A 20,707-nucleotide genomic window follows, 5' to 3' on the forward strand; every position below is an offset into this window, starting at 1 on the left:
GGCCGCTCAATACCATCAGAAGCGCCCTCAGGGAAGCGGCCGTCTGGTACGTCAACCGGGGCGAACGCCCACAAGAAGTTCTGCCAGCCTGACGGCAGCCGAGACGCCATCGATCACGCGCATGGAGAATTTGCGGCTCAGGTCCTCCGCCAGATCCGCCATCCCGGCACAGCCGAGCACCATGGCACCGATTTCATCTTCTGCAATCGCCCGCTCGATCTCCGCTTCGACTTTCGCACGGGCATCGCTTGCAGGGTCTTCCAGATCGAGAACCGGTACTTCTGACGCCCGCACTTTCGCGCATCTTGGAGCAAGCCCGATCTGTGTCAGGTTCTGCTCAAGAACCGGAACAGAGACGGATAGGGTCGTCACCACCGAGAAGCGCTGCGAGGCAAGAGCCGCCACGTGATAGGCAGCCTCTCCTATTCCGATCACAGGCACGGGCCATCTCCGCTTGAGCTCCCAAAGACCAGTGTCGTCGAAACAGGCAATCACGATCGCATCCGCCGGGTCGTTTGAAGTCATTTGCGCTTCGATCAGTGCAAAAAGGCCGGGGAGAGCGGCTGCGCCGTCGGCTGGTCCCTGAATGGCCGCCGGGCCCTCATCCGGATTTATGGCCGTAATCCGGATGCCGGAACCAGCAGCGGCGCGCGCCGCCTCCCCGATCTTTTCGGTCATCGACGCCGTGGTGTTCGGGTTGACGACCAGAATGTGCCTGTCGCGGCTGTGTATGCCTGGTTCTTCTTGCATGCCGGTGCGGCCCTTCAGACCATGCCGCTTCCGGCATCGGACCCGCGTCTGGCCTGCCGTGATCGCATCACCGCGACCACCGCCAGGAACGTTCCGATGATCAGGAAGGAAAATAGGGTTGTCAGAGTGCCCAGCGCATAGAGAACCGGCGACGTGACATTTGTCGTCATGCCGAAGATCTCCAGTGGCAGGGTGTTGTAGGATCCCGCGGTCAGCAGCGTCCGGGCAAACTCGTCATAGGACAGGGTGAAGCCGAAGAGTGCCACGCCGATCAGCATGGGCGCGATGATAGGCAACACTACGTGGCGCACGGTCTGCCAGGAGGAAGCCCCAAGATCGCGCGCCGCTTCCTCGTAGGATTTGTCGAAGCGGTTGAATACCGCAAACATGATCAACAGCCCGAAGGGCAGCGTCCACGTCAGCTGAGCCCCGAAACCGGATGTCGCCCAATGCACCTCCAGGTCGAGGATGTTGAAAATGAGCCCTACCCCGAGCGAGACCAGGATCGAGGGAATGATCAGACTGGCGATGATGACGTAGAACAGCACGCTCGATCCGCGAAATTTCTTGCGGAATGCCATGCCGCCCATGACGGACAGGACAACCGTCACCACCATCACCATCAGGCCCAGCGCGAAAGAACGGCGGAACGAGCCCCAGATGTCACCAACCGCCTGCTTCTCGAACAGGTCGTAGAACCAGTGCATGGACACGCCGTTCATCGGGAACGTCAGACCGCCGTTCGGCCCCTGGAAAGAGAGAATTCCGATGGTGATGACGGGACCATAGAGAAAGACGACAAACAGCGCGAAGAAGGCTGCCAGAAAGTAGAAAGAGCGAGAACGCGGTTCCATGATAGCTCAAAGCTCCTTCCGGATGTCGACGAAGCGCATCATCACGCCAATCATGAGCAGCACCGTGCAGAGCAGGACGACTGAAGACGCGGCTGCGGCGGGATATTGCAGCAGGGAGATCTCATTGGAGATGATCCGCCCGACAGAGGCACTCTGACCGCCGGACATGTGGCGCACGGTGATGAAGTCACCCATGACAAGCGTCACGACGAAGATAGAGCCGATCATGATACCGGGCTTGGCCAGCGGAATGATCACGTTGGTGAGGATCTGCAAGCCGGAGGCACCGGCATCCCGCGCTGCTTCGATAAGGGATTTGTCGATGCGCATCATGGTGTTGAAAATCGGCACCACCATGAAAAGCGCATAGAGGTGAACGAATGCCAGCACGACTGCAAAGTCAGAATAGAGCAGCCACTCGAGTGGTTCATCGATCACCCCGAGACTGATCAGGGAGGAGTTGGCGATGCCGTTTCTTCCCAAGAACGGGATCCAGGAGATCATGCGAATGATGTTCGAGGTCCAGAACGGGATCGTACATACGAGAAACAACGCGATCTGGGCCGGAAGCGTGCGCACGTGAAAGGCGAGAAAATACGCCACCGTGAAGCCGATAGCCGCGCAGAAGATCCATGTCAGGGCCATGAACTTGAGCGTCTTGAGGTAGGTTGCCCAGGTGACCGCGGAGGTCAGATGGAAGACGTAGTTGTCCAGGATGAAGTCCGGAAAAAACGACCACTCGTTGTAGTTCCAGAAGCTGACCACGACGATGGTCAGGATCGGCATAAGCAGGAAAAAGCCGAGGACGCAGGCCAGCGGCGTTACCAGCATCCAGCTGATGCGCTCGGCGCGTTTCGACGGATCGAGTCTGGTCTTCTTCATGGGGTCCGGTCGGCCTGAATTGGGGAAGGGCCCTGCCCGGCCAAGTACCGGACAGGGTGCATTGATGAGTGCGCGGCCTCAGGCTGCGATGAACTCGTTCCACTTGCGAACCATGTACTGGTTCTCGTCCATGACGGCGTTCCAGCAGGCAACGGCCCCCATGCGCTCGTAGAAGGAGCCGCCGTCGCGGGTCTCGCCCGCTTTTGCCAGGGCGTCACCGAACGGGTTCTTGATGGTGTCGGTGGCTTCCTTGCCCTCGAACCAGTAGCCCCACTCATTCTCGTCCATGAACGCCTTGGAGGTCTCTGGCACGGCGGAGTAATAGCCCTGGCGCATGAGGAACCCGCCAACCCAACCGGACAGGTACCAGTTGATGTACTCGTAGGCGGCTTCCAGCTCGAGGCCGGTAAGCGCTGCGGACAGGCCGAGACCGCCGCCCCACGAGCGATAGCCTTCCTTCAGCGGCTGGTAGACGCATGGAATACCCTTGGACTTCACAGCCGTGATCGCCGGCGACCACATGGACTGGATGACGACTTCGCCGGAAGCCATCAGGTTGACGCTTTCGTCGAAGGACTTCCAGAAGGCGCGGAACTGGCCGTTCTTCTTCGCCTCGGTCATGATCGCCATGGTCTTGTCGATCTCTTCCCGGGTCATGTTGCCCTTGTCGCCATACTGGATCTCGCCCATGGCTTCGCAGACCATGGCCGCATCCATGATGCCGATGGAAGAGATGTCGAGGATCGAGGCCTTGCCCTTGAACTCCGGGTTCAGCAGCTCCGCCCAGGTGTCGATCGGACGGCCGATGAGATCGGGGCGTATACCGAGCGTGTCGGCGTTGTAGATGGTCGGGATGAGGGTCATCCAGCCGGTTTCGGTCTCAGCGAAGGTCTTGCCGTCAGGACCATCGACGAAGCCGACCGTGTGCGGCGCCGTGCCCTGAGCGATGACGCTTTCAGGTGTCAGCTTGCCCGACTTGAAGATGCCGACGATCTTGTCGTAATTCTTGATCTTGGAGGTGTCCATGGCCTGCAGGTTGCCGGCACCCCAGACCTTCTTGCAGATCCAGTATTCGATGTCGGCAATGTCGAAGGACTTGGGCTGCGTGGCTGCACGCTGGGTAACGCTGTCACTGTCGAGTGCGGTCATTTCCAGGGTAAAGCCCAGGTCTTCCTTCACCTTCTCGGCAACCTCGTTGAGGTTGGATACGCCGGTACCGAACTGGCGCAGCGTGACATTCTTGATGTTCTGCGCCCAGATGGTCGGGAACCCGGTGATCGCACCGGAACCCAGAGCCGCGCCTGCGGCGGCTGCACCGCCCTTGAGGACACTGCGGCGGCTCAGTCCCTTGCTATCCAGCTTGATCGTCATGACTTCCTACTCCTCTTCCCCTTTGGAGGTATTTGACCGGCGTCTCTGGCCTGGTCGTTGCAGGCGGTTCAGGCCGCCAACGCATGGGCGTCAGCAGCTCTCCAGCTCAGGAAAACCGTTGCGCCGATTTCGATCGGATCACTGAAGAAGGTCTCGTCCGGCAAGGCGGCGGTCAGGTCGCCTGCACTGCCGGCATCAAGAGCGAGGTTCACGGTGGCTCCGAGATACTCGACGTCCTTCACGGCTGCGGTAAGCAGCGCATCGTTTCCAAGCGCCTCACGCTTTACGTGAAGGCGGTCGGCGCGCACCGCCACGGGCATGCCGTTGACGCGCAGAACGTTGTGCCCACCAATGAATTTCGCCACGAACTCCGTCGTCGGTGCATTGAACACCTCCCGCGGACTACCCGCCTGTTCGATCCTGCCGCCGTTCATGACGATGATGTCGTCCGCAAGGGCCAGTGCCTCGTCCTGCGAGTGCGTGACGTGGATGAAGGAAATACCGAGCTCTCGCTGCAGCCGCTTCAACTCCAGACGCATCTTGATCCGCAGGAACGGGTCGAGTGCGGAGAGCGGCTCATCGAGAAGAAGAACCGATGGCTCGGTGATCAGCGCCCGCGCAAGTGCGACGCGCTGCTGCTGACCGCCGGACAGCTGGGCCGGAAGGCGCTCGGCATATGGCGCCATGTCGACAAGTTCCAGCAGCTCCATTGCGCGCTTCTTTCGAACCGATTTGCCGACCCCCTTCATCTTCTGGGAGAAGGCAACGTTGTCGACCACGGAAATATGCGGGAAAAGCGCGTAATTCTGGAACATCATCGCGGTGCCCCGGGACGCGGGCGGCAGATCCGTGATGTTCATGTCCCCCAGCAGGATATCCCCATCGCTCACCTGCTCGTGACCGGCAATCATGCGCAGGGTCGAGGACTTGCCGCAGCCGGACGGACCAAGCAGGCAGGAGTAGGTCCCTGTCTTGAACTTGTGGTCGATGGAATCAACCGCGATCGTTTCGCCGTAGCGCTTCGTGGTTGCGACAAGTTCCAGGTCGAGGGTCTTGGACATCTATGATGATCTCGCGTCGCCAGTAAAAACTGGAACGTCATTCGCAACGTCCATGCCAACTCGAAAAAACCCATGATTTTCAATGGAATTTACGACACTTGCAGTCCAAATCAGCTGACACCACCGCCCAAAGGCGCACAATTATTCATCAGTTAGAATACGAATTAAGCAAACATTGTATACGATTTGCATTGCGCCTTGTATGCAGGCAGATATGATCGGGATATGTCCAAATTCAGAAGAGCCATCCACACATGGCCCACCCCATGACCCACGATGGCGCATACGCCTCCTCAGGTCTTCATGACCTCTTCCAGCTGCCTGTGGGACGCACCCTCGATATCTGCCTGAAACTTCACAGCGCCATCCTGGAGCATCGGCTCGAGCCGGGCATGAAGCTCTCCGAAGACGAAGTCGGCGAGATCTACGGCGCAAGCCGAACCGTGGTGCGAGCCGCCCTGCAAGCCCTGGCACACTCGGGCCTTGTCTCGATCGAGAAGAACCGGGGCGCTTTCGTCGCCCGGCCGACGATCCGAGAAGCACACGAGGTGTTCGAGGCCCGTGCCCTGATCGAACCGCGAGTTGCGCGCATGGCAGCGGCGGCGATGACAGACAAGGACTTGAAGCGCCTGCAGGCTCATATCGATGCCGAGCATGAGGCCATTCACTCCGGCGACATGGGCAAGGCTCTTTCGCTTTCGGGCAGCTTCCACACAGCGATCGCCGATATCGCCGACCAGCAGGTGCTTGCCAACATGGTGCGCTCGCTGATTTCGCGCTCGTCGCTTATCATCGCGCTTTACTGGAGGCGCGCCGACACAGCCTGCGAGAGCCATTCCCATCACGCATTGATGAAGGCCTTTGCCAAAAAGGACGGTGACGCCGCGGAGGAAATTCAGAAGAGCCACATCGTCGATCTCCATTCCGGGCTCAACCTGACGCAACCGCGCAACTCCAGCCCAAGCCTCGCCGAGGCATTGCGTGGCTGACGTTCCAAGATGAAGACGCGCTGAGTAGCGATTGACGCGGCGGCGCAGCGAGCTAGGTTTGGCTCATGATCCCAGCTCGCACACTTGTGTTCACATTCGCGGCCCTTGCACTCGCTGCCATTCCTGCTGCGGCCGAACCACCAACCAGTCCGAAAGACTGGATTCTCCTCGCCGTCGAGCAACTGTGCGATCCGGAAGACCCGAAAACAGGCCTTGCGGCCGAGGCGGAATTGCCCGGAAGCTGGCTTCTTTCAGAAGAGCCACTGGAACGGGGTGGCATCCGCTTCGGACTGAAACAGACATTCGCCCTTCCGGGCGGCAACGAGTTGCGACTTGTGCGGTCCGAAGCCAATGGCAGGTTGAGACGGCTGACGCTGGAGGTCCACACCTTGCGCGATGGCTCGCTTCGCCCTGCACTTCAGGCCATGACAGACGGCGGGTGCGCCGTGCAATCCGGCCGGGCGATCATCGAGACCGATAGAGATACACGCCTGCTGCAACAGCTCGACGGGGATCTGGAAACCCTGCGCTGGACCGAGACACTCCAGACGCCCTGGCCAGAGGGCCTAGATCCCGGCGGCATCCGTGTCGCGCTGGTCGACAGCGGGCTTGCATACGACCTCGACATCTTCCGCGATCGCCTCGCGCGCGACGAAAGCGGGCAGCCGCTCGGCTACGACTATTGGGACATGGACCCCCTGCCCTATGACGGCGACATGGCGCGCGGCGATTTCCTGCCGATCCGCCATGGAACAGCGGTTGCCTCAATTCTTGTTCGGGAGGCGCCGGAAGCCAGCCTCATCCCGCTTCGCTACCCCCGGCCGGACATGAGCCGGATGGCAGACGTGGTGGGCCACGCCGCAAGGTCCGGCGCTCGGATCATCGCCATGCCGCTTGGCAGCAAGCGAAAGACCGACTGGACCGGTTTTCAAACTGCGATGGAGACACATCCGGAGCTTCTCGTTATCGTCTCGGCCGGAAACGACGGTATCGATCTCGATCAAATCCCGCTCTATCCGGCCTCGCTCGACATCGACAACATGCTCGTCGTCACCTCCGCCGACGGGTTCGGCAAACTCGCATCCGGGTCGAACTGGGGCGAACGAACCGTCGACATCATGCTGCCTGCGGAAAACCAGCCTGTCGTCGACTTTCGCGGAGCGAGGGGAACCGCTTCGGGCTCCAGTTATGCGGTACCGCGCCTGGCGGCCCTTGCCGCGCGTCTGCTCGCCGCGGACCCGTCGCTATCGGGCCGAGACCTGAAGCAGAAGATCCTGAACCGGGCTGCTCCCTCGCCCTTCGAGTCCCGGCCAGTCGTTTCCGGCGGCTGGATCGCCAACCCGGCAGAGTGATGCCTCCAGCGACCCTTACCCTCTTCTGGCCGGGCGCGGCGGCGGAGTGTCTATGAACCGGCGCGCGGCCTGGGCTTGACGCGGGTCGCTCTTTTCCATGGCTGCATAGGCAGCTTCCGCGAGGTCCATGTCCCCTCCCCAGACCCCCGACTGGATGGCGAACCGAAGTGTCTGCGGATTTTCCGGCGCTGCCTCAAGCATGAAGCGCGCGTGGGGCAGCATGTCCTCGAAGCGGCCAGCGAGCTGCAGCGACACCAGCAGAGACACGCGAGCATTCAGCGAGTTCGGTACCTGTGCGACCGCAGCCTCATGCAAGGCGATTGCGCCTGAAAAATCGCCAGCCTGTCCAAGAACCCGGCCGGCCATCTGCAGTTGCCCCTGGTTCTTCGCGAGGGCGCAGGTATCGGAAATCCGCTCCAGAAGATCAGTATCGACCGTGCCGCGCGGTCGGCTTTCGGCGTCCTCGACCGCTTCCTGGCACAGGGCAAGGGCCCGGCCCAGCGCACCATGAGTGGCAAGAGCCTCACTGTTGTCCCGCCCAGCCAAGAGAGTTGCGATATCCCCGGCCGGAAGTGCCTCGAAATAGCCGGCCCCGCCACCGGCAGCAATGCCGACGAGACGACCTTCCTGATCGACCAGAGCACCACCGCTGACGCCGGGCTGCATGTAGCTGGTGACATGAAGGCGGCCCAGTTCAGCGCCATCTGCAGGCGTCAGGATCATCTGCCCCGGCTGGAATACCCGCACCTGTCGTTGCGCCACATCGGCCCCGACGACCTGCAGCATGTCCGTCCTATCGCCGATCAGGTCAGGCGACAGGATTTCTCCATCCTCCGGCAACCCTTCGACCTTGATGAGGGCCAGATCGCCCGCATAGACGGAGGGAATGACCTCTCCTTTCAGAGGGCCTGCCGGGGTAAAGACCGTTGCGGTCGTCCGGTCGGCGACTGCGTGACGACCGGTGACGATCAGATCGCGCGCGATGCGCACGCCGCTCGCCACGGTAGCGAAGCTTTCCAAAGGGAAAACCGCCTGACGGGTTGCGCAAACGGCCTGCGGATAGGGGCAATCTGCGGTGCCGACATTTGACCTTGACCCAGCTTCAGCGGGTGTTTTAGCGGCCGTGACCGGAAACGAGAGCGCAGCCTCAACCGTGTTGCCGCCACGCAGAACGGTGACGGGCACTTCCTGTCCTGGCAGAACAAGTGCGAGGGCGGAGATGACGTCCCGGGGCCCCTTGATCCGTCGGCCGTTCACAGAAGTCACGACGTCGTCGGTGGAAAGCCCTGCCTCACTGGCGGCCCCCTCCTCAGCCAGAGATGCGATGCGGGCACCGGCCGCCTTTCGAAGGCTTTCCCGCGATGGCATTTCCAGCCCCCAACCGGCCGAGACATAGGTGACCGCGCCATCGTCTGCGAGATCCACGACGACACGCCTCAGGAGCGCCGAAGAGACGGCAAAATTCACACCGATGTTGGTTTCGCCCTTTGAAGCGAAAATCGCCGACACCATCCCGATCAGACGTCCTTCACCATCTACGAGCGCGCCGCCGGAACTTCCCGGATTGGCGGCTGCATCCGTCTGGACGAAATCCTCCACCGGATTGAAGCCAGCATTGGCGACATGAAGCGCGGAGACGATGCCGCAGGTGACGGAGAGATCGAGCCCATAGGCGTTGGAGACGATACAGGCCCGTCCGGCGAGCATGGGCTCCGGTGCGGTTTCAAGCACCGGCAGCGTCTGATCGATTGCCAAGAGCGCGATATCACTGGCCACATCTGCTCCGGCAAGGCGGGCTGGCAAAATGCGACCGTCGGCAAGCCGGATATCGATGCGTTCCGCGGGCTCGATGACATGATAGGCCGTCGCGATGAAGCGGCCATCCAGAACGGCGATGCCCGACCCTTCCGGGGCCGCGCCCGCAGGAGTTCCACCTCCTCCCTGCGGCTTTCCAGGCCAAACGGGCAGGACCGAGACGACACTGTCGAGCACTATCGGCTTGAGCCCCTCGGCATGTACAGGAGCCGAAGGCCGCACCACGAAGAGCGCGGAAACGACAGCGATGCATATGGCTTTCATGGCTCCGCCGCGTCCAGACGGTTTGGTCATCAATTTCCTCCGAAGGCTTGCCTAGCCAATTCTAGAGCAGTCAGGTTCTGCCGCAATCTCTGACAGCCGAAGAAACACACCAACAGAAAAAGCCCGGGCGCTCGGCCCGGGCTCCCCCTCTGTCCAACCTTGGCTCGGCCCGGTCAGAACGTCTTTGCGAGTGACAGTTTGAAGGTCCGTCCTGCCCCGTTCTGGGTGGACAGGTATTCTCTGTACTCACGATCGAAAACGTTATCGATGCCAAAGACGACATTGGTTCCTTCAAGAAGGCCTTCGTCGGGGCTCCAGACAGTTTTGAAGTTGTGCAGGGCATACCCTTTGGTGGCGGTCAATCCGCCGGCCGACGAGGGAACCCGTTCCTGAGATGCTGCGAAAACGGCCTCCCAGCTCAGATCGAGGTTGTAGTCCTCGAACCTTGTGCCGACCTTGATCCGCGTTTCGTCTGCCGGGATATAGGGCAGATATTCGCCGCCGTACTGACCGGAGAGGTCATAGCCACGCATGTGCGAGTGGGTGAGTGTCGTATAGAACCGTCCTGCGTCGTAGCGTGCCTCGATTTCAACGCCTTCCACACGCGCCTCATCCGCCTGGGAGCCGCCGTCGATCATGTTCTTGATGTTGTTCTGGAACACGGTGAACTTTGCCTGGGCAACATCGGCATCGGTGAAGATGTGGCGCTGATCATATGAGACCCCGGCCTCGTAGCTGATCGCCGTTTCGGGCTCCAGTTCAGTCGTGACCGAGGTGGCGAACAATTCGTCTACCGTTGGCAGGCGGTCCGTGTAGGCAACAGAACCGAAGACATTGAAATGGTCTTTCAGTTCATAAAGAGCCTCGAGGCTCGGAGCCCAGGCGATATTGGTCGAGCCGTCCGTCCAGCCAGTGGTGGTTCCAGACCCCGGTTCAATGCTCTGATACTCGAGACGGATGGTCGGAATGAGCTTGAAGCGCTCGTAGATCCGCATTTCATCCTGCACGAATGCAGCGATCTTCCTGCTGGTACCCTCCGGGGCGGAGGAAACTGGCGAGCCATTGTAGTCCGACAGTCGATCGAGGATGGATCCGTCAAAACCATAGATCAGCGAATGCTCAACCGGACCGCTAATGAAATGCGACTTGTTTTCGGCCCGGAAGCTGAAGGTGCGGTTTTCATAGTCTGCCTCGGTCAGCGAGACGGACGGACTGCTCCTCGAGTTGTACTGGTCGATCTGCGTGAGCGCATAGCCGAAGGTGAGCGAGAAATCGATCAGGTCGTTGCCGACCGGATTGTAGCCATAGTCGAAATTGATCCGTGAATCCTTGATGTCGCGATCAATGAACCCGAAGCTGGTTGAAGCCGGGTTGAGCGCCGCAAAGGGAACATCGGTCTGCTTGGCTTCATAGTACTGATAGGTCGCCCCGACGCTGTGTTCGCCGCTTTCACCGAAGGTGTACTTGCCCTTCAGGAGGCCAGATGGCGCACCGAAGTCGGATCCGGTGATATCGTCCCCGGCACCGTCCGTCTGCACATCGCTGTAGCGATAGTTGAAGGAACCAAGAAGCTCGAAGTTCTCCAGCGGCTTTATGGCAAGGATCGTGCTCGACGTGATCCCGTCGCCGTTGCTGAAGTAATCAACCTTTTGACGCAGGGCGAAACGGTCATCTCCGGACAGGAAATCGCCGGCATCCTTGGTGGTCGCGATCACCGCTCCGCCAATGGCACCGGTGGAATAGAGGCCCGTGCCTGCCGGTCCCCGGAACACCTTCACTTCCTTGTAAAGCTCGGGATCCGTAAACACCTGTGAGCCGAGCCGATAGAGCTCGTCACCGCCGTTGGCAACGCCGTCGATCTGGATAGCGACGCGCTGGTCAGAGCCGTAAGTGCCACCTTGGCTACCGAAACCGCGAATATTGATCGCCTGGCCGGCCGGGCTGGAGGAACCGGCGATAGAAACACCGGGTATTGACTTCAACAGCTCGGCGAAGCTGGAGACCTGGGACTGATCGATTTCTTCCAGCGTCACCGTCGTTTCAGAGCGCGGAACATCGGTCGCGATTTCTCCGTCAGCTGCTTGAATGACGATCTGGTCAAGCGCAACGCCTTGCTCCTGGGCCGAAGCCTGGAGCATCAGATACGGGTTTCCAATGACGGTGCCGGCAAGCAGCATCGCCATGCGCGCATGATGAGACATACGGCAAGTCCTTAAGTTGAAAAATTGTGGGGAGGTGCTGGCTGAAGAGGCGCGCATGCGCCGTTCTCATGCTGGCGAAGGCCGCGATCGGCCACGCCCCCGCAACTGCATGTGCAGGCGGGATCCGTATTTATGAGTTATATACTCATGTTTTATATTTGTGGAGTATAAAATTCATATTTTTGCTATTTCATCTATAAATTGCAATAACTTGATGGCACAACAAGATATCAAAATAGCTGGCTCCAGGCCACCTCTCCGGAGAAAAGCCCTCGCTTGTGGCGCCGGTTCGCCGCGTGTTCGAGGCTAGGTGCGGCGCGTAGTATCCGGCGTCAGACCACCCTCTACCTCAAGACGCAGAAGCCGATCGGCGGCTGCAATTTCGGCGGGCTTGTGGGCGATCATCAACACCGGAACGCCGCCGCGGAAGCGCTTGAACCCGTCAAGCACCGCACCTGCCGTTTCATCATCCAGACCTTCGGTAAACTCATCGAGGATGAAAAGCATCGGTCTGGTCAGATATGCGCGCGCAAGACCAAGGCGGCGCTGCTCTCCGCCTGACAATCCAATACCCCCCTCGCCCAGCATGGCTTCAAGGCCCATTGGGTTCTGACGAACACGCTCGGACAGGGCCGCAATGTCCAGCGCCTGCCATAACTGCTCATCGCTCGCGTCAGGCGCCGCAATCCTGAGATTGGCGGCCAGCGTGTCGTTGAACAGGAACGGACGCTGTCCGATGACGGTGATCATGCTGCGAAGTTCGTCTTCGGAATAGGCCGATAGCGGCTTGCCGTTCAGGTGGATGGCCCCCGTATCCGCCTGAAGCAAACCGGCGGCAAGAGCGGAGACAGTCGACTTGCCACATCCGCTGCGCCCGACAACGGCGAGCCATTCACCATCCGCCACGGAAAAGGACAGGGATTCCAACACTTGTCGACCGGCCGAAGGATAGCCGAAACTGACCTCATGGAAAGCGAGGGGCGCGGCCCGACCAGTTTCCGCTTGCGACAGGGCGACCGCCCGCGTCGCGCCGGGAGCAGGTAGTGGCTTGGTGCCAGCAATGGCACGTCGCGCGGCAAGGCGCGTGCGACCGAGGCCGGCCAACCCGGGGACCACGGCGCCGAGTATTTCCGGTAGCGCCACGGCGACCAGAACAGATGCGACGGCAACTGGTGCAGTGATCGCGCCGGAGCGCGTGAGCCAGAACGCAAGCGCCATCGTCAGAACGATGCTGGCCTGTGCGGCAAACCCTGTCCAGGCTGCAAGGGCACTGGCTGCAAGGTCTGTATCCTGCTCTGCGCGAGCCAGGCGTTCATGAGCAGAGCGCACGGTATCGGCTTCTGAATCCAGACCGCCATAAACCGCCAGATCGCGTCGTCCGGCCACGAGGTCTACAGTCCGAAGGCGAACGGCATCCAGCGCTGCCTCCTGCCGGCGAGCTGAACGTCCGTTCCCCATAACCAACGACCGGATAACCAGAATAGCCAGGAACAACAGAAGCGCTCCCGGTCCAAGGGCGAGATAGGCAGATTGCTGAACCGTCCAATGGATCGCGACAAGCCCGACCGCGCCCGCAACGACAATCGGCACCACAAGACGCAAATATACTGCATCAAGTGCGGTAATGTCCGAGGTCAGCCGATTGAGTGCTATGCCACTGCGCCGTTCACGGCCATTTCCTGCGCGATCGGCCTGCCCCTGGAATATCCGGGCACGCAGATTGGTCAGGAACCGGAATGTGGCGTCATGCGTCGCGATACGCTCTGCATAACGGCCGAAGGTACGCCAGAAAGCCAGGACGCGGATGACACTTCCTGGGCCAAAGCCATAGACGAGAAGTCCGCCGACCCCGGCGATGGCCGCGGCGGTGACATACCATCCGGCCGTACCCAGAAGCGCAACCCCGGCAATTGCCGGAACAACAGCCAAGAGCACCCCACCGGCGAATGCCAGACGGTGGTGACGCCATTGCAGCGCGATGAGGCGGAACAGGTCTGTCATGCCGCCCCCTCCTCTGCCGTCGTTGCCATGGCTTCCGCACCTGCATCCAGGCGGATCTGCCGAGCAGTGATGGCCATGAGTTTCGGATCATGGGTTGCAGCGACGAAACTTCGTCCGTCAGCCAACTTCTGCAGTCCGGAGATCACGTCGGCGGCGGTTTCATCATCAAGGCCCGCTGTCGGCTCATCCGCAAGGATCAGCGCAGCGTCTGACCGGATAGCTGCGCGGGCAAGCGCTATCCGCCGCATTTCGCCCACGGACAAGCCGAAGCCATCTTCACCTACAATGGTTCCCAGACCACGAGGCAACCGCTGGACCAGGTCAGTTGCTCCGGCCAGTGCAAGGGCGGTCCACATGTCGTCTTCGTTCGCGTCAGGATTTCCACGCAGGAGATTGGCCTTGAGCGAGCCATGGAAAAGCCGCGGCGCCTGACCAACCCAGGCAACCGAGTTGCGCCATGCCTGCAGATCGAGTTCTGCCGTGGCAGTCCCGCCGATCGAGACTGCGCCGCTATCGAGCCGATGCAGACCGAGAAGGCAGTCGAGCACCGTGGTCTTGCCGGCACCGCTGGGGCCGACAAGAAGTACGCTTTCGCCAGCTTCGATGCGCAGTGAGAGGTTCCTCAGGACCGGCCGCCCGGCGAGCGCCAGGCTTGCATTCTCAATGGAAACTGCAGGTGATACGCGGCGTTCAACAGCTTTCGCGGAGCCAATCGGCTCTGCGATGCTCACCGCGAGCGGCGCGACTTCCGAACTCGTGCTGATCTGCGTGTATAGCGCCGAAAGCTTGTCTTTCGCCGCAAGCCCTGCCGCCCTGTCGTGATAGGCGGCCGCATAGGCTCGGAGCGGGGCGAAGAACTCCGGTGTCAGCAGCAGCACGAACAATCCGGTTTGAATGGTCAACGGAGCCCCCCAGGCACCCGCCTCGAAAGCACCGAGCAGGGACGAGCCGACATAGATCGCGATGGATGCGATCCCCAGGGCGCTGAAGAGTTCCAGCGCAGTGGACGACAGGAATGCAATCCTGAGCACTTTCATCGTACCGACACGAAAGGCCTCGCCAACCGCGTCGATCTGGCTTCGGGTACGTTCGATCGCCCCGAACAGTCTGAGTGTTTCGAGCCCCCGGATCCGATCGAGCAAGAACCCGCTCATGCGGGTCAGCTCGGCCTGCTGCCGTTCACTTGCGGCTTTCGCCCTCATTCCGATAAGCGCCATGAAGACGGGAATGATCGGTCCCGCGATCATCAGGATCAAGGCGGCCAACCAGCTGACTGGCAAAACGGCAAGCGCAATAACGGGCGGCACGATACCCAGGCGGATCTTCTGCGGATAGAAACGCAGGAGATAGGGTCCGAGTGCGTCGACCTGATCTCCGATCTGGGCTGCAACCTCGCCACTTGACGGCATGGGGCTGGCAGGGGAAGCCGATGAAATCGCCCGCAACAGCCGATCCCGAACACGCGTTTTCACTGCCTGCGCTGCGACCATTGCCATTTTGCCTGCAGCGAGGGTCAGCCGTGTACGCACGAAAGCAAGAAGAACGACGGCGGCAAGCTCACCAAAAGGAAACAACGCGGACGCCATCGATACAATGGGAGTGCCAGGCACCATTCCAGCAACGACCGAGGCAATGAGCCACGCCTGGGCGATCCAGACAAGATCCGAGACGGCAAAAAGACGCCCGGCCATTTTCAGCCGGCGCTTTTCGGATGACGACAGCTCTGCAAGCCCGGTTTCCGGCAACTCCTCCGACGTCGCTCTCATGCCCGTTCCCGCATGCTCCACGACGCCACCCGCGGCAGTACCAATGTCTCTCCCGGTGTTACCACCTACGCAATCCTATTCATTCTGGACAGCAAACCTCTTCCGTCTCTTGTAGGCATTCCCACCATGCAAGGCCAGTTGCAAGGCCGCGACATATAGGTCGAATCAACACCGGTCTTTGACACTTCGCAAGCCGGTCACATCTCTCAAGCCTGCTGGAGGGATAACCATCTGCGGATCTAATCAGCAACCGCCCCGGCCCTGCCGGCCGGGCCGATGACGCTCGCGGCCAACAGGTTAAACACGAGCGTCTCAAGGTGCAATCGGGCGGCATACCGTTGATTGCAGGCAGGCATTCTGTACGCTTGCAGTTTCGACCAACCATCACCCAAGCCAGGCCAGACGGCGTAAGGCAGCACGAACTGCGCACAGCTAATCAGCTGACCTTGCTGAGAAAACTCCACAGCCAAGCTTTGCATTCTAACGGGGTAATATTACCCAAACTACGAATACACTGGAAAAAGCGAGTGCAATTCCGCTCTAGGCATGGTTGTATTTGCCAATGTTTACGGTAGCCTGACTGTTCGCTTCCGTAATCATTTCTGGATGTGCCGGCCGCATTGTTTTTGAGCGATCACCGGCAACGGTCCATGCCTTTGTTCTGAAAGGTACCCGCAATAAACTTCAGGGTCGGCATTTCGCCGGCCCTTTTTTTGACCCTGCGGTCAATATTCATACCTATCAACAGCATCAGATACGCTGTTTCTGGCAAGCAAGGGATGACGCTGCTGACGGAGGGCTGTCAGGAGGCCGCTGCTACAAGGTCTCCCGTTGGGCAGAGGCCCTTCACAGAACCTGGAGAGATCACATGTCAGAAACCTGCCTCGAACTTGTCATCTTCAAGATCAAGGACCCGGCCCGTGCGCGGGATGCGCGCCGCGCCGCGCAACAAGTCATTCAATCCTATGACGGCTTCATCTCCTGGCGCGCCTGTGAGGGCGCCGAGGACGCAAACCTCTTTGCAGATCTGGTCGAATGGCGGGATCTCGCCACGGCAAAAGCCGCAGGCGAGCGCATCATGGCTGATCCTGGCGTCGCAGCTCTCATGTCAGAGATCGACAGCGTCGTTGTCATGGCGCACTTCAAAACCGACCGCAGCATCACCGTTTCCTCAGGGGCAGCCGCGGCGTGACACCAAACCGGTCGGCATGGCGTCATTCGCCGTGCCGATCCCGTCAGTTCCTGGTAGCTTCACCAATGGCATGAGCGGTGAGAAACAACGCTACGCCGGGTACGTCACGATTGTGTTCAAGGACCTCGAGACAGCGCTCGAAGCCTCCATTCCCGACATTCATCTCGCTCAGGCGATCATCGACGTATTTCCTGGCCGCGTTCTCCATGGCCCTGCCAAACGCGAACGCGAGAAGGTGTTCGGGATGATCAGCAATGCTCACGGCGGCATCTTCGTGTTCCTCAAAAACCAGCCGGGTCCGAAGCTCCGGAGGAACAGCGCCGATCAACCTCATCCTGGAGTGCTTCAGATCCCTGTGGGCCAGCTCATGCAGCAGGATCCCGAGCAGCATTTCACGGTCATTCCCGCAAAGCTTCACCATCTGATCGCTTAGGGTGACGCCCGTATCAGCATCGGAGAAAAGAACCGCTCCGAGATCGTTCCCGTCAACCAGTGTCAGGAACACATAGGCGTCGTTCGTATAAGGATTGCGGAGTGCGATCCTGTCAAATTCCGCCTGGATTTCGTCGATGCGCGCCCGCGGAAGTTTGGACGTGCCGGTATTGGCGTCGATGGTGTCCCGCGCGGCAATGGCAAGCATCTCGGAGGTGAAGCTCGTGACGAATTCCTGCTCGTTTTCGATCAGAATCATCTTGCTGGCCAACTCCAGGTCGACTGCCTGTTTCTCGACCCTCAGGGCGGCGAAACCGGTAATTGCGACAAGTGCCAAACCGAGGAGAAGCTTTTGCTTTCGTATCATCGTCGCCGTGCCCGTTCATCCGAAGTGAGAAAAGACAAACAAAAAAAGGCCCGCCGATGGCGGGCCTTTGCATTCGCGGCTGGAATTGCCGTTACTTCATCGTCGGAATGGAGAACTCCGCCCCTTCCTTGATGCCCGACGGCCAGCGCGCCGTGACCGTCTTCGTGCGCGTGTAGAACTTGAAGGCATCCGGGCCGTGCTGGTTCAGATCGCCGAAGCCGGACTTCTTCCAGCCACCGAAGGTGTGATAGGCGAGCGGCACCGGGATCGGCACGTTGATACCGACCATGCCGATGTTGATGCGGGACGCGAAGTCACGTGCCGTATCGCCGTCACGGGTGAAGATCGCCGTGCCGTTTCCGTATTCGTGATCCATGGCAAGACCGATCGCTTCTTCATAGGTCTTGGCGCGAACGGTGGACAGAACGGGGCCGAAGATCTCGGTCTTGTAGATGTCCATGTCCTTGGTGACGTGGTCGAACAGGTGCGGACCGACGAAGAAACCGTCCTCATAACCCTGAAGCGAGAAGTTGCGGTTGTCGACGACGAGCTTGGCTCCCTGCTCCACGCCGGAGTTGATCAGGCGCAGGATGTTTTCCTTGGCAGCCTTGGTCACGACCGGGCCGAAATCAACATCGTCGCCGGCGGTATACGGGCCGACTTTCAGCGCTTCCACCCGCGGAACAAGCTTCTCGATCAGACGGTCAGCGGTCTCGTCACCGACCGGAACGGCAACGGAAATCGCCATGCAGCGTTCGCCCGCCGCGCCGTAACCTGCGCCGATCAGTGCGTCGGCAGCCTGGTCGAGGTCCGCATCCGGCATGATGATCATGTGGTTCTTGGCACCGCCGAAGCACTGGGCGCGCTTACCGGTCTCCGCCGCACGGTGGTAGATGTAATGGGCGATCGGAGTGGAGCCGACGAAGCCGACGGCCTGGATCGTCGGATTGTCGAGAATCGCATCCACCGATTCCTTGTCGCCGTTGACGACATTGAGCACGCCGTCCGGCAGACCGGCTTCCTGGAGCAGCTCGGCCAGCATCAGAGGCACCGACGGGTCACGCTCGGAGGGCTTCATGATCATGGCATTGCCGGCAACCAGCGCCGGGCCGAGCTTCCAGAGCGGAATCATGGCCGGGAAGTTGAACGGGGTAATGCCGGCGACGACACCGAGCGGCTGGCGCATGGAATACATGTCGATGCCCGGACCAGCACCATCGGTGAATTCACCCTTCAGCAGGTGCGGCGCGCCAATGCAGAACTCTATAACTTCAAGACCACGCTGAACGTCGCCCTTGGCGTCAACGAAGGTCTTGCCATGTTCCGACGACAGCTTCTCGGCGAGCTTGTCCATGTCGCGGTTGAGAAGATCAACGAACTTCATCATCACACGAGCGCGCTTCTGCGGGTTCTGCGCAGCCCAAGCCGGCTGTGCGGCAGCAGCGTTGGCAACGGCTGCTTCAAGTTCCGCCGTCGACGCCAGCGCCACCTTGGCCTGAACCTCACCCGTCGCCGGGTTGTATACGTCAGCAAAACGGCCAGACGTGCCTTCGACACGCTTGCCGCCGATGAAATGACCGATGGTTTCCATGGCGCTACTCCCTTTGTCGTCGGCGGCTGATGTGCCGTTGCCGAGCGAGCCGCACTCCTGGCGGCTAGAATTGACTGGTGGGACTTTATCCCTTTATTTTTATCACAAACAATCCCTCGGTTTCCGCATCCGTTGTGCAAAAATCAAAGCAACCGGCGCAAGTTTCTCCAGCAGGCAGTCTGACATGAATTGGGATGATACCCGCATCTTTCTCGCGGTTGCACGCAGCGGCCAGATCCTTGCCGCAGCCCGCCGCCTGGGTCTCAATCACGCAACTGTTGCCCGGCGTATCACCGCACTGGAAACAGCGCTGGAGACCCGTCTTTTTGATCGCTCGACCAACGGCTGTTTCCTGACTGATTCCGGATCCCGGTTCCTGGAAAGTGCCGAACGCATGGAAGCGGAAATGCTGGCAGTCCGGGCAGACCTTGGCAGCAACTCCGTCGAGGTGAGCGGGACCGTGCGTATCGGCGCACCGGACGGGTTTGGCGTTGCGTATCTTGCTCCCCGGCTTGCGGAACTCACTCGACAACAACCGGGGCTTACCGTCCAGCTGGTTCCCGTACCCCGGTCCTTTTCCCTGTCTAGGCGGGAAGCCGATATCGCGGTCACCATCGAGCGGCCAGAGCACGGCCGGCTGATTGCTGCCAAACTGGTCGACTACTCGCTGGGGCTTTACGCATCGCAGGACTATGTCGAAAGACGTGGCTCGCCCTCCTCGATTGCCGAACTTGGTGAGCATGACCTCATCGGTTACGTCGAGGACCTGATCTATTCTCCAGCCCTCAACTACGCTGCCGAAATCACCAAGGACTGGCCTTCGCGCTTCGAAATCGCCTCGGCACTCGGTCAGACGGAAGCAGTGCGGGCGGGCGGCGGTATCGGCATCCTGCACAGCTTCATCGCGCGCGGAGACGAGGCCTTCGTGCCTGTGCTGCCACAGATCCGCGTAGATCGCGCCTATTGGACCGTTCAACACGAGAGCACGCGCCCTCTGCGCCATGTCGCGGTGGCGATGGACTTCTTGCGCAAGCGTGTAGCGGCTGACAGAGCCATGTTCGCCTGACAGCCTACGCTTGAACGCAAGATTGTGATGAAGCCGCGCGACCCAATTCGCGCTATGATCTGCCCGCTTTGCCTGGAACGCCTTGGGAGGAACAGCCATGACAATGACGGCCACAAGCATCATCCGGTTCGCCTTCATGGTTTTCCTGGCCCTAGGCAGCTTCAGCTCTCAGGCCTCTGCCAGCGAACAATTGCCGGAGCCGGCGCTCGGCGACAACGGCCTGCACGTCCAATCGTGGTTTCACGAAGGCTTCCTCGAGCTTGCAGACGATCTGGAGGAGGCAGGTAACAGCGGCAAGGATCTCCTGATCCTGATCGAGCAGGCCGGCTGCCCTTATTGCCGTGAGATGCACAAGGTGAACCTGCGCATTCCTGCTGTCGTGGACTACATCAAGGAAAACTTCCTCGTCGTGCAGCTCGACATGCGTGGCTCGCGCGAAGTGACAGATCTCGATGGCGCGGCCATGGAAGAGCGCGAGATCGTCCGGAAATGGGGCGTCGCCTTCACCCCGACTCTGATTTTTGTCCCGTCCGATGCAGTGGAGGGCGAAGGAACGGTCCGCCAGCGTGCAGCCATGGTCATGCCTGGCTACTTCAAGCCCTTCCACTTCGACACTATGATGCATTTCATCGCCGAAGACGCCTATCAGAACGGAGGCGACTTCCAGCGTTATCTTGACGAACGCGCCGCAAAGCTCCGGGCCGAAGGCAAGGACGTGGACGTCTGGTAGCCGGGTGCTGACACCAACAGGCG

The 20,707-nt window shown here is 60.3% G+C and carries 16 protein-coding genes; 5 read left to right on the forward strand and 11 right to left on the reverse strand.

All coding sequences use genetic code 11. The annotated features are described in order from the left end of the window. Positions 1 to 51: 51 nt before the first annotated feature. From ACN0SY_RS03365 to ACN0SY_RS03385, 5 genes are all read right to left on the reverse strand, one after another. Positions 52 to 750, reverse strand: a complete 699-nt coding sequence (locus ACN0SY_RS03365; RefSeq protein WP_417684439.1) for an aspartate/glutamate racemase family protein — start codon at positions 748 to 750, stop codon at positions 52 to 54. Positions 751 to 764: 14 nt separating this feature from the next. Continuing rightward, positions 765 to 1,604, reverse strand: coding sequence for an ABC transporter permease (locus ACN0SY_RS03370; RefSeq protein WP_417684441.1), 840 nt, complete (start codon positions 1,602 to 1,604; stop codon positions 765 to 767). 6 nt (positions 1,605 to 1,610) lie between these two features. Then, complete coding sequence (locus tag ACN0SY_RS03375) at positions 1,611 to 2,486, reverse strand: ABC transporter permease (protein ID WP_417684442.1); 876 nt, start codon at positions 2,484 to 2,486, stop codon at positions 1,611 to 1,613. 78 nt (positions 2,487 to 2,564) lie between these two features. Next, the gene (locus tag ACN0SY_RS03380) at positions 2,565 to 3,857 is read right to left on the reverse strand and encodes an ABC transporter substrate-binding protein (protein WP_417684443.1); all 1,293 of its coding nucleotides are present in this window, start codon (positions 3,855 to 3,857) and stop codon (positions 2,565 to 2,567) included. A gap of 68 nt (positions 3,858 to 3,925) precedes the next feature. Then, positions 3,926 to 4,918: an ABC transporter ATP-binding protein gene (locus ACN0SY_RS03385; RefSeq protein WP_417684445.1), complete on the reverse strand. Its 993-nt coding sequence runs from the start codon at positions 4,916 to 4,918 to the stop codon at positions 3,926 to 3,928. A gap of 254 nt (positions 4,919 to 5,172) precedes the next feature. Here ACN0SY_RS03385 and ACN0SY_RS03390 point away from each other — a divergent pair, with 254 nt between their 5' ends. Next, positions 5,173 to 5,907 (forward strand): GntR family transcriptional regulator, encoded by a 735-nt coding sequence (locus ACN0SY_RS03390; RefSeq protein WP_417684447.1) that lies wholly within the window; start codon positions 5,173 to 5,175, stop codon positions 5,905 to 5,907. A gap of 65 nt (positions 5,908 to 5,972) precedes the next feature. After that, positions 5,973 to 7,259 (forward strand): S8 family peptidase, encoded by a 1,287-nt coding sequence (locus tag ACN0SY_RS03395; protein WP_417684449.1) that lies wholly within the window; start codon positions 5,973 to 5,975, stop codon positions 7,257 to 7,259. Positions 7,260 to 7,274: 15 nt separating this feature from the next. Here ACN0SY_RS03395 and ACN0SY_RS03400 read toward each other — a convergent pair whose 3' ends face one another. The 4 genes from ACN0SY_RS03400 to cydD form a co-directional block, all read right to left on the reverse strand. Then, positions 7,275 to 9,368: a trypsin-like peptidase domain-containing protein gene (locus ACN0SY_RS03400; RefSeq protein WP_417684451.1), complete on the reverse strand. Its 2,094-nt coding sequence runs from the start codon at positions 9,366 to 9,368 to the stop codon at positions 7,275 to 7,277. Positions 9,369 to 9,511: 143 nt separating this feature from the next. Continuing rightward, the gene (locus ACN0SY_RS03405) at positions 9,512 to 11,539 is read right to left on the reverse strand and encodes a TonB-dependent receptor domain-containing protein (RefSeq protein ID WP_417684453.1); all 2,028 of its coding nucleotides are present in this window, start codon (positions 11,537 to 11,539) and stop codon (positions 9,512 to 9,514) included. Between the two features lie 306 nt (positions 11,540 to 11,845). Further along, on the reverse strand, positions 11,846 to 13,540 hold the full coding sequence (locus ACN0SY_RS03410) for an amino acid ABC transporter ATP-binding/permease protein (RefSeq protein WP_417684455.1): 1,695 nt from the start codon (positions 13,538 to 13,540) through the stop codon (positions 11,846 to 11,848). Then, positions 13,537 to 15,306: a thiol reductant ABC exporter subunit CydD gene (cydD, locus tag ACN0SY_RS03415; protein ID WP_417684456.1), complete on the reverse strand. Its 1,770-nt coding sequence runs from the start codon at positions 15,304 to 15,306 to the stop codon at positions 13,537 to 13,539. Before cydD ends, ACN0SY_RS03410 begins: the two co-directional genes overlap by 4 nt. 868 nt (positions 15,307 to 16,174) lie before the next feature. On the opposite strand from cydD, the gene ACN0SY_RS03420 reads away from it, so the two are divergent. Continuing rightward, entirely contained in the window at positions 16,175 to 16,498 is a 324-nt protein-coding gene (locus tag ACN0SY_RS03420) for a hypothetical protein (protein ID WP_417684458.1), read from the forward strand. A gap of 43 nt (positions 16,499 to 16,541) precedes the next feature. On the opposite strand, the gene ACN0SY_RS03425 is transcribed toward ACN0SY_RS03420, so the two are convergent. Both ACN0SY_RS03425 and ACN0SY_RS03430 read right to left on the reverse strand, forming a co-directional pair. Beyond that, on the reverse strand, positions 16,542 to 17,297 hold the full coding sequence (locus ACN0SY_RS03425) for a hypothetical protein (protein ID WP_417684460.1): 756 nt from the start codon (positions 17,295 to 17,297) through the stop codon (positions 16,542 to 16,544). Between the two features lie 91 nt (positions 17,298 to 17,388). After that, the gene (locus ACN0SY_RS03430; protein WP_417684462.1) at positions 17,389 to 18,888 is read right to left on the reverse strand and encodes a CoA-acylating methylmalonate-semialdehyde dehydrogenase; all 1,500 of its coding nucleotides are present in this window, start codon (positions 18,886 to 18,888) and stop codon (positions 17,389 to 17,391) included. A 184-nt stretch (positions 18,889 to 19,072) separates the two neighbouring features. Between ACN0SY_RS03430 and ACN0SY_RS03435 the strand changes: the two genes are divergently transcribed. Continuing rightward, positions 19,073 to 19,954 carry a LysR family transcriptional regulator gene (locus ACN0SY_RS03435; protein ID WP_417684464.1) on the forward strand — a complete coding sequence of 294 codons (882 nt, stop codon included), beginning with the start codon at positions 19,073 to 19,075 and terminating at the stop codon, positions 19,952 to 19,954. A gap of 97 nt (positions 19,955 to 20,051) precedes the next feature. After that, positions 20,052 to 20,684 carry a thioredoxin family protein gene (locus tag ACN0SY_RS03440; protein WP_417684466.1) on the forward strand — a complete coding sequence of 211 codons (633 nt, stop codon included), beginning with the start codon at positions 20,052 to 20,054 and terminating at the stop codon, positions 20,682 to 20,684. Positions 20,685 to 20,707: the final 23 nt, after the last annotated feature.

It is taken from the genome of Roseibium sp., assembly GCF_048261595.1.
Taxonomy (GTDB): Bacteria; Pseudomonadota; Alphaproteobacteria; order Rhizobiales; family Stappiaceae; genus Roseibium.

Bases quoted from the DNA above. Each gene is read 5' to 3' on its own strand.
- ACN0SY_RS03365 (WP_417684439.1), bottom strand. From the start codon at position 750: ATGCAAGAAGAACCAGGCATACACAGCCGCGACAGGCACATTCTGGTC.
- ACN0SY_RS03370 (WP_417684441.1), bottom strand. From the start codon at position 1,604: ATGGAACCGCGTTCTCGCTCTTTCTACTTTCTGGCAGCCTTCTTCGCG.
- ACN0SY_RS03375 (WP_417684442.1), bottom strand. From the start codon at position 2,486: ATGAAGAAGACCAGACTCGATCCGTCGAAACGCGCCGAGCGCATCAGC.
- ACN0SY_RS03380 (WP_417684443.1), bottom strand. From the start codon at position 3,857: ATGACGATCAAGCTGGATAGCAAGGGACTGAGCCGCCGCAGTGTCCTC.
- ACN0SY_RS03385 (WP_417684445.1), bottom strand. From the start codon at position 4,918: ATGTCCAAGACCCTCGACCTGGAACTTGTCGCAACCACGAAGCGCTAC.
- ACN0SY_RS03390 (WP_417684447.1), top strand. From the start codon at position 5,173: ATGGCCCACCCCATGACCCACGATGGCGCATACGCCTCCTCAGGTCTT.
- ACN0SY_RS03395 (WP_417684449.1), top strand. From the start codon at position 5,973: ATGATCCCAGCTCGCACACTTGTGTTCACATTCGCGGCCCTTGCACTC.
- ACN0SY_RS03400 (WP_417684451.1), bottom strand. From the start codon at position 9,368: ATGACCAAACCGTCTGGACGCGGCGGAGCCATGAAAGCCATATGCATC.
- ACN0SY_RS03405 (WP_417684453.1), bottom strand. From the start codon at position 11,539: ATGTCTCATCATGCGCGCATGGCGATGCTGCTTGCCGGCACCGTCATT.
- ACN0SY_RS03410 (WP_417684455.1), bottom strand. From the start codon at position 13,540: ATGACAGACCTGTTCCGCCTCATCGCGCTGCAATGGCGTCACCACCGT.
- cydD (WP_417684456.1), bottom strand. From the start codon at position 15,306: ATGAGAGCGACGTCGGAGGAGTTGCCGGAAACCGGGCTTGCAGAGCTG.
- ACN0SY_RS03420 (WP_417684458.1), top strand. From the start codon at position 16,175: ATGTCAGAAACCTGCCTCGAACTTGTCATCTTCAAGATCAAGGACCCG.
- ACN0SY_RS03425 (WP_417684460.1), bottom strand. From the start codon at position 17,297: ATGATACGAAAGCAAAAGCTTCTCCTCGGTTTGGCACTTGTCGCAATT.
- ACN0SY_RS03430 (WP_417684462.1), bottom strand. From the start codon at position 18,888: ATGGAAACCATCGGTCATTTCATCGGCGGCAAGCGTGTCGAAGGCACG.
- ACN0SY_RS03435 (WP_417684464.1), top strand. From the start codon at position 19,073: ATGAATTGGGATGATACCCGCATCTTTCTCGCGGTTGCACGCAGCGGC.
- ACN0SY_RS03440 (WP_417684466.1), top strand. From the start codon at position 20,052: ATGACAATGACGGCCACAAGCATCATCCGGTTCGCCTTCATGGTTTTC.